A 340-nucleotide genomic window follows, 5' to 3' on the forward strand; every position below is an offset into this window, starting at 1 on the left:
TGCACAAGGTGAATACGCAGGTCTTATCGCGATCCGTAAGTACCATGAGTCTCGTGGTGAAGGTCACCGTAACATTTGTTTGATCCCAAGTTCAGCGCACGGCACAAACCCAGCGTCTGCACAAAAGGCAAGCATGAAAGTGGATGTGGTTGACTGTGATAAAAACGGTAACATCGATATGGAAGACCTACGCGCGAAAGCCGCAGACGTAGCTGAAAACCTATCGTGCATCATGGTTACTTACCCATCTACACACGGTGTATACGAAGAGTCTATCCGTGAAGTATGCGACATCGTGCACCAGCACGGCGGCCAAGTATACATGGACGGCGCAAACATG

General features: G+C 49.7%; 1 protein-coding gene. It reads left to right on the forward strand.

Going from position 1 to position 340, the window contains the following annotated elements; genetic code table 11:
- A partial coding sequence (locus CWC11_RS20585) for a beta-eliminating lyase-related protein (RefSeq protein ID WP_249330787.1) occupies positions 1-340 on the forward strand: 340 nt, incomplete at both ends.

It is taken from the genome of Pseudoalteromonas sp. S3178, from assembly GCF_005886985.1.
GTDB classification, from domain to species: domain Bacteria; phylum Pseudomonadota; class Gammaproteobacteria; order Enterobacterales; family Alteromonadaceae; genus Pseudoalteromonas; species Pseudoalteromonas carrageenovora.